Annotated in this window: 6 protein-coding genes; 4 read left to right on the top strand and 2 right to left on the bottom strand. The window is 42.0% G+C overall.

Annotation, left to right across the window (positions count from 1 at the left end; genetic code table 11):
• The first annotated feature begins 128 nt into the window (after positions 1–128).
• From ACWICE_RS19450 to ACWICE_RS19440, 3 genes are all read left to right on the top strand, one after another.
• Positions 129–1,634: a DUF6600 domain-containing protein gene (locus ACWICE_RS19450; RefSeq protein ID WP_454299046.1), complete on the top strand. Its 1,506-nt coding sequence runs from the start codon at positions 129–131 to the stop codon at positions 1,632–1,634.
• A 228-nt stretch (positions 1,635–1,862) separates the two neighbouring features.
• The gene (gene pncB, locus ACWICE_RS19445; RefSeq protein ID WP_254529772.1) at positions 1,863–3,041 is read left to right on the top strand and encodes a nicotinate phosphoribosyltransferase; all 1,179 of its coding nucleotides are present in this window, start codon (positions 1,863–1,865) and stop codon (positions 3,039–3,041) included.
• Positions 3,034–3,747 carry a class I SAM-dependent methyltransferase gene (locus ACWICE_RS19440; RefSeq protein ID WP_454299045.1) on the top strand — a complete coding sequence of 238 codons (714 nt, stop codon included), beginning with the start codon at positions 3,034–3,036 and terminating at the stop codon, positions 3,745–3,747. The genes pncB and ACWICE_RS19440 overlap by 8 nt, the downstream gene beginning before the upstream one ends.
• Positions 3,748–3,828: 81 nt before the next feature.
• Here the strand turns inward: ACWICE_RS19440 and serS are convergent, their stop codons facing one another.
• Positions 3,829–5,100: a serine--tRNA ligase gene (gene serS, locus ACWICE_RS19435; RefSeq protein ID WP_185218234.1), complete on the bottom strand. Its 1,272-nt coding sequence runs from the start codon at positions 5,098–5,100 to the stop codon at positions 3,829–3,831.
• Between the two features lie 117 nt (positions 5,101–5,217).
• Here serS and ACWICE_RS19430 point away from each other — a divergent pair, with 117 nt between their 5' ends.
• Positions 5,218–5,760, top strand: coding sequence for a hypothetical protein (locus ACWICE_RS19430; RefSeq protein WP_185210538.1), 543 nt, complete (start codon positions 5,218–5,220; stop codon positions 5,758–5,760).
• On the opposite strand, the gene tamL is transcribed toward ACWICE_RS19430, so the two are convergent.
• Positions 5,757–8,063, bottom strand: a complete 2,307-nt coding sequence (tamL, locus tag ACWICE_RS19425) for a translocation and assembly module lipoprotein TamL (protein WP_454299044.1) — start codon at positions 8,061–8,063, stop codon at positions 5,757–5,759. The two genes, ACWICE_RS19430 and tamL, sit on opposite strands and share 4 nt — an antisense overlap.
• Positions 8,064–8,112 lie beyond the last annotated feature (49 nt).

Below are 8,112 nucleotides of genomic sequence, written 5' to 3'. Positions count from 1 at the left end.
TTACCATGGCGGTAGTATTATTTTAGCGAATTAAATATAGCAATCCCTGCTATATTAAACCACCGCCATTTTTTCCTTATTTAGGACGCGTCTGACAAATTATGGTAATAAGATTAAATGGTTTACATATGAAAAATTTAAAAACATCCACAATATATACTGCATTTATGATGATGCTCTTGGGGCTTTTCAGCGTAAATTCAGTATCGGCACAGGGATATCAAGATGTCGACTTCGATGTTTTTCATGAAGAACTGGACCCTTATGGGGATTGGGATCATGATGACGAATATGGCGATGTTTGGTATCCGGATGAAGACGATGACTTTCGTCCTTATGGTACCAATGGATATTGGACCATGACCGAATATGGAAATACCTGGGTCTCCAATTACGATTGGGGATGGGCACCATTTCACTACGGTCGTTGGATCCACAGACCACATAGAGGTTGGGCATGGGTTCCTGGCTATGAATGGGGACCGGCATGGGTAGATTGGCGTAGTGGTGGTGGATATTACGGTTGGGCGCCGATGCGTCCTGGCATCAGTGTCAATGTAAGCATCGGTTTACCGCTAGACCTATGGGTATTTATTCCTACTACGCGTATCTATGACCGTTATATCAATAGACATTGGTCTTACGGACGTCGCAATATCTATAATAACACCACGATTATCAACAATACTTATATCGTGAACAACAACCGTTACTATGGAGGTCCTGCTCGCAGAGACATCGAAAGACATATCGGTAGACGCGTTGATGTTAGAAATGTAAGTTTTGATAACAGACGTGGGGCATCACGTGTAAGTCGCAGTTCAGTATCGATGTACCGTCCAGATAGAAACAATCGTTCGGATCGTGCTGTCAGCAGCAGAAGTGGACGCCTTGAAAACAATCGTAGCTCACGTTCTTCTGACAGATCTCCTGCCAATCGCGTAGAGAACAGGTCAGGACGTAGCCAAAGCGGAAGAAGTAATTCTGACTACAGAATCACTAGAAATGCGAACGGACAACGTGAAATGCATATTGGAAACGGCAATTCAAACCGTAGCAATAGAGAAGCAACCACGAATTCACGTTCTGGAAGAGTAGAGCGAGGAAACACAAACAACAACAACAGAGACCGTCAGCCTTCTTCTCGCGGACGCGTTTCAATGGATCGTCCTGCTTCTAGAAATGAATCAATGAACCGCAGTTCTAGACCAACTAGAAATGAGTCTATGGACCGCAGCTCTAGATCGACCAGAAATGAATCGATGAACCGCAGCTCTAGACCAACTAGAAACGAATCCATGAACCGCAGTTCTAGACCGGCTAGAAACGAGTCGATGAACCGCAGCTCTAGGCCAACTAGAAACGAATCCATGAACCGCAGTTCTAGACCGGCAAGAAACGAGTCGATGAACCGTAGCCAGCAAAGGCAGTCTGCTCCACAGAGAGAACAACGCCAACCTAGAATGCAACAGGAATCTAGGTCGCAAAATAGAGTATTTCAAACACGCAACTCCGAAAGACCACAAAGTCGTCCTTCGGTACAACGTAGTTCAAATCATGAATCTAGATCATCTTCAAGACCACAATCAAACCAACGTTCTGAACGTGGTTCAGGTCGAGGAAATAGAGGATAAATTTTTATATTTAGTTGAAACAATTTGTTAAAGCGGGCTGATCAAGATCAGCCCGCTTTGTTTTTTTACTCGACGACTTAGCCAAGCTAAGACCTGAATGACTAGAAATCTGTGGTTAGTATTTAATCCAAAAGGAGATGATTTTTTGTTTTGTTGTGGATAAAAAGGCATTTTTGTTCCTGCTTTTTGTTAACTTCAATTCAAGCACAAGCATAATTTTTTTAAGGAATGGCAAAACTTACCTCCATTTTAGACAATGATTTTTACAAATTCACCATGCAATATGCCGTGGTGAAACTCTTTCCAAAGGCGAAAGCACGTTATCAATTTATCAACCGTGGGAAGCATGAGTTTCCGGCGGGCTTTGCCGAAAAACTGAGGGAAGCTGTAAATCAATTGGCGAACTTGAAGCTTACGGTTGCAGAAAAAAACTTTTTTGCAAAGACCTGTCCTTATATCGACCCGACTTATTTTGATTTCCTACAAGGCTATCATTTTGACCCAGATGAAGTCAAGATTACACAAAATGGCCCCGATCTATCGGTAAAGGTCGAAGGCTATTGGTATAGGACTATTTTATGGGAGGTGCCCCTGATGGCATTGATCTGTGAAACCTATTATGAAGTAACTGGACAAAAAAGGGTGGATGATGCTGAGGTCATGAATATTGTTCATGAAAAGATGTACAAATACGATAAGCTCAACATTACGATTGCAGACTTTGGGACCCGTAGACGCCACTCCTATGCCGTGCATGACTTGGTGATCAAAGCCTTGAAGGAGCATCCTTCCAAGACATTTATCGGCACGAGCAATGTGCATTTCGCCATGAAATACCATACTAAGCCAATCGGTACACATGCCCATGAATGGTTTATGTTCCATGCCGCAAAATATGGCTACAAGATGGCCAACCTCTTAGGCTTGGAGAACTGGTCAGATGTTTACCGTGGCGATTTAGGGATCGCCCTTTCGGACACCTATACTACAGAGGTTTTCTTCAAACAGTTTGACAAGAAGCTAAGTAAGCTATTTGATGGGGTCAGACATGATAGTGGCGATGCGATTGAATTTGCGCAAAAGACTATTGACCACTATAACAGTAAAGGAATCAATCCGCTCAACAAGACCATCATCTTTTCTGATGGACTGGATTATGAGAAGGTCGTAAAGATTGTCAATTTCTGTCAGGATAAAATCGGTCATTCATTTGGTATCGGAACAGACTTCACCAATGATGTCGGTCTGTCGAGGATGAATATCGTAATCAAGATGACGGAAGCCTTTCCAGATGAAGGCGAATGGACTCCTGTAATCAAGCTGTCGGATGAACCTAACAAACATACCGGTGACCCCGAGGAAATAAAAATGGCGAAACGTTTCTTAAATATCGCAAACCATGAATAGAGATGTTTATGGTGAAGCGCTATATGATTATCATGCTGTAGGCAAGCTGAATGAACCTCTCCTATTGCACAGCAGCTATGGCGATATTGAAGAAATGCCCATTGAAGTGTTTTTCAGGGAAGAGGAAGATATTCCGGAGCTGGAATTTATTGCGCTATCCCTTTGCGACGGCAAGGTCCTGGATGTTGGCGCAGGTGCCGGAGTACATGCATTGTACCTGCAAGAGAAGGGATTTGAGGTCGATGCCATGGAAATCTCGGAGACAGCCTGCAAGATTATGGAAAAGCGCGGTGTAAACCATGTCATCCATGCTGATTTCTTTAAGTTCTCGGATAAAAAATATGATACCCTATTGTTCTTGATGAACGGAATAGGGATCGCCGAAACCCTAGATGGATTCAGGAATCTTCTAAAACATTCAAAAAAGCTGCTTACCGATAAAGGACAGCTTATTTTCGACAGTTCCGATATTTCCTACCTCTATGAGGAGTATAGGATTGCCAGACCAGAACACTACTTCGGTGAGATCAACTTTCAATACGAATACAAGGGTAACCTTGGAAAGCCTTTCAAATGGCTTTACATCGACCAACAAACCTTGATCAAAATAGCCCATGAAGAGAATTGGGTAGTGCAGGTCCTATTTGAAGATGATAATGATCAGTATTTGCTGAGGATGGAACCTAGGATAGACAACAGACAATAGACAGTAGACAGGTCTTATGTCTTGTGTCTGTTGTCTCAATTCTGACTAAAAAAATATCCCCGATCTCTCGGGGATATTTTTTTAGTCGATATAGTCAAATCCAACATAAGGGACCAGAACTTCTGGGATCTTGATTCCTTTTTCGGTTTGATTGTTTTCTAAGAGTGTTGCTACGATTCTAGGTAAAGCCAATGCGGAACCATTTAAGGTGTGCGCCAATTGGGTCTTGCCATCCTCGCCTTTGAAACGAACTTTAAGACGGTTTGCTTGGTAAGTTTCAAAGTTTGATACTGAGGATACTTCTAACCAACGTTCTTGTGCCGCTGAATAGGTTTCCATATCGTAGGTCATGGCAGATGTAAAGCTCATATCACCTCCGCATAAACGTAAAACGCGGTATGGCAATCCTAACTTCTGCAATAAAGACTGTACATAGCTACTCATCTCCTCTAACGTTTCGTAGGATTTCTCAGGATTAACGATCTGAACCAATTCAACTTTATCAAATTGGTGCAATCTGTTCAAACCACGGACATGCGCACCATAAGATCCCGCTTCTCTGCGGAAACATGGGGTATAGCCACAATGTTTGATAGGGAAATTCTCACTTTTAACAATGGTATCACGGTAAATATTTGTGATTGGCACCTCTGCAGTTGGAATCAGATAAAAGTCGTCGTTTGTGACATGGTACATCTGACCTTCTTTATCAGGTAATTGACCAGTTGCATAGGCAGAATCTTCATTCACTACAATAGGGACCTGAACCTCACGGTAGCCCATTTTAGCAGCTTCATCCAAGAAGAAGTTAATCAATCCTCGTTGCAAACGGGCGCCCTTTCCTTTATACACTGGAAAACCAGCACCGGTGATCTTAGTACCTAATTCGAAGTCAATGATATCGTATTTAGCTGCTAATTCCCAGTGAGGCAATGCTCCTTCAGGTAACTGAGGGACCGTTCCATTTTCTAGAACCACTTCATTATCCTCTGGAGTCAATCCAGCAGGAACCAGTTTATAAGGAAGATTCGGCAATTGGATCAACTTATCGTGCAGTTCTTTTTCGATTTTATCCAATGCTTCTGAAAGCTCTTTGATTTGCTCTTTATATGATGCAGAACGCGATTTTATTGCTTCAGCTTCCTCTTTCTTACCTTGACGCATCAAGTCTCCAATTTGCTTAGCGGACGAGTTTGCCTCAGCTGCAACAGAGTCAGATTGATTTTGAGTTTTGCGACGTTGTTCGTCTAAAGCAATGATCTGATCGACCAATTCTACTTCGTTGAAATTCTTAACTCCAAGCCTTTCAACTACATGGTCCCGATTTTCGCGGATGTAATTTAATTGCAACATATAATTATGCTTTTTTATTTGTAACGTGAGCAAAGATAAGAAGACCTCCGCAATTAATAAACTTGAATTTGTAGCCTATCCATTTTTAGAATCCATGCAATTTTGTATCATTGCATCATGAAAAACAGATGGTTTCTTTTCTTATGCCTTGGTATCTTGTACCTTATGCCCCTAGAATTGCTGGCGCAAAACACAATTATTAAGGACTTTACAGTTAAGGAAAACCTTTCGCAGAATGGAAAATTAGCGATAATTGCCATCGATACCGCTGAAAAAACGGACAATACGGTCAACGGCAATTATAATTTCACCATCAATGGTTTTTCGCAGGAACTGAAATTTACCGATGGTGTGGCTGTTACAAGCAATCCCATTGAATCTTCAACCTTTGTGTTTTTTAAGCATAAATTCGCAGGTTCCGATTTAGGGAAACTTTTTTTCTTGCGGGTGACCGACAAAGGCATTACCCCTTATAAAATCAGTGGATTTCTTTTGATCATTATTCCCTTGTTGATCCTGTACATTGCCTATAAGTTCAAGCGCTTCCTGATTACCCTGTTAATTCTAGCGGCTATTTATTTCTACCTGAACTATAGCAAAGGATTGGATGTTCGACAGTTGATCGAAAGCAGTATCATGGGATTGAAAGGCCTGCTCTAGAACGGCATCCCTACCCCGAAATTATATTGGATAAAGCTATATCGGTCTGGCCAGTTGGTCTGATAATAATCCTGTTTGAATTTCTTGGCATTGAAGAAGTCCTTGATAACCCATTGATCCGAACCTGAAAACTGTGGATCTTTCAGTTTAAGACCTGCATCTAAACGGATAATAAAATAATCGAGGTCGACACGAAGACCGAAACCAGTGCCCAGTGCAATTTGCGAAAGGAATTTATCCCCACGGAACTCCCCATTAGGATTGATGATATCTTCACGGATCCTCCATACGTTTCCAGCATCTAAAAATGTGGCTCCATTTAACTTGGCCCCAAAGAAATTGTTCAGCATGCGGAAGCGAAATTCAGCATTGGTTTCCAACTTTATTTCACCAAGCTGATCGAGGTTTCTCAGGTTTACACGGAATTCAGGATTGATGGAAGAACGGTTATAGCCCCCTGGACCCAGCGTACGGGCTTGCCAAGCGCGGATACCATTCATACCCCCTGCAAAGAAACTCTTTTCAAAAATCATGTTCAGGGAGGAGTTGTTACCATAAGGAACCGCAACACCGGAGTTGACCCGAAACACAAACTGTTTATTTCCGCCCAGATGTCTGTACCAACGATAGTCTATTTCACCTTTCACATATTGTAGAAATGGCACCCCAAAGATCAGCTTCTCGCCGTCTTGATTCTGCTTGAATTTCATGACATTCCCCAACACACCTAACAGATTTCCACTGACATCGACCGCTCCCCTGAAATAACTGAAGTTTTCTTTGGTTGTTAATTTTGGTCCATTGTAGGTATAGGCATACTGTGCACCTAAGCCAAAGTATTTACGGTCATTGCTTCGAACATATAGGCCATAGCCCTGATCGATCAGGCTCTGTTTAAATTCTTCGTTCAACTGTCCGTGTCTATACTCGATAACCACCGGAGTCAGACTATGCATCTTATTGGTTGCCTCATACCAGATGTAGTTTAAGCTATTGATCCAATACCTGTTGGCATAGGTTTGATCCTGAAAGAACAATTGCAAACTAGATGAAAAGGTGGTTCTAGGCAAACCGTAACGACCTACGCTACGAACCCGGAAAGGGGTCAATAACCTAGGAAAGGACAGGTTAACCCCTACCTGAAAGTCATTGTTAAAGATCTTATCGGCCAAGCTACCCGGCAACCTGGAATCAAAAAGTACTCCATAGCGCATTTTGACCTCAATGGTTTCCGATCCACCGAAGACATTTCGATGGGAGAAGGTATTCCCCACGTTAAAACCGCTCATTCCAGAGCTGAAAGTAAATTCGCCTTCAATCTGGTTGCTCATGGCAGAACGTGGCACCACATTATAATGGACATCCAATCTATTGGAATCTTTTTGCTGGTAATTGATCTTTACCGATCGGAAACCATTCATTTCATATAACCGGTCGTAGGCCAATTCCTCATTCGCACTATTGAACTTTTGTCCTGTTCTCAGGAATGCATATCTGGATAACGGTCTTAGTTTAAAATTGCCGGTTTGATCGGTATAGAAAATCTTGGTCAGGCTGTCAAATTTACCCTCAGAATTCTTCTTTAATTCCGGATCGGCAGCTTCAACCGTAAAGTACACACTGTCAATATAATAAATCTTATGTTTAGTTGAATCTTCTCTATTGGACACCTGGATCAATAAATCAGCTTGATTATCCAAATCAATGGTATCAATTCCAGCCCGCATATATTGCCTTAGGTAATCATAGTATCCCGATTCTCTCATATTGGTATATAAGCGCTCTCGTTCTAGGTAAAGATCAGAAGCATCATAGCGTTTTCCTGACTTCAGGGGACTAATTGGGACGACCTTTTCTTGATAGATGGAATCAACGGCGGGGTCCTCTACTGTCCTATCGATTTCCCGAATGGAATAAGGGTTTCCCAGGTTCGCATTGAAGTTGATTTTTGCTTTCTTTTTATTGAATTCTATCTGTGGTTCAACCTTGGCATTAAAATAACCTTTGGTTTGGAGGAAGCGTTGAATTTGGGTCGCCGATAGCTCGACTACCGCAGAGTCTAGGATTCTCGGTGCCTCACCGACATTTTTTATTTTTTCAGTTTTATATTGACCGTCTCGGGTATTGAACATGTTATAGATGGTCAGATAGAGCGGAGAATTCGGACGAATTTCATTGGCCACGTACATGCCAGCGGGTTCTTTCAATTCGGGAGTTACGCCATTTAGATCGACATCTGTGACCAGGTATTGATTGTCGTCGAGGTATTTCGCAGATCGACAGGACGCAATAATTAGCGACAAAAACGTTATACTTGCAAAAAATAATAAACTTCTTTTATTAGTCATTCAT

Source organism: Sphingobacterium sp. NPDC055346, from assembly GCF_053645235.1.
This window is presented reverse-complemented; position numbering and strand designations above follow the sequence as displayed.